Source organism: Mesorhizobium sp. M1A.T.Ca.IN.004.03.1.1 (genome assembly GCF_003997555.1).
Taxonomy (GTDB): Bacteria; Pseudomonadota; Alphaproteobacteria; order Rhizobiales; family Rhizobiaceae; genus Mesorhizobium.
Genome location: NZ_RZTV01000225.1, coordinates 1 through 278, shown reverse-complemented (window position 1 = coordinate 278; position 278 = coordinate 1). Strand labels below are relative to the sequence as shown.

The window sequence follows — 278 nt, the reverse complement described above, 5'->3', positions numbered from 1 at the left end:
CTACGATCCTGCAGCCGAGCTTTCTGACGAAAGTGCAACCAAACTGTTTTATGGCAGCGAACTGGCACAACTGACCTATCGCGTCGTTGCCCCGCCGTCACTTGCAAGCTTCGTCCGCGGTGCGGATTGGGTACAGTTGGCATCACTGCCATGGATCGGCACACCGCCCGCCTCGGTGCATAACCGGCTGCTGGCGCGCCTGTTCACCGATCTTGGCCTGCGCCAGAACATCGTCTCCCAGGTTGATCAGGAAGCGTCGATGGTCGCCATGGTCCGCA

1 protein-coding gene is annotated in these 278 nt (G+C 60.1%); it reads left to right on the top strand.

The window, feature by feature from the left end; translation table 11 throughout:
• Nucleotides 1-278: LysR substrate-binding domain-containing protein (locus EOD29_RS31445; protein WP_245475497.1), on the top strand; the 278-nt coding region annotated here is incomplete at both ends.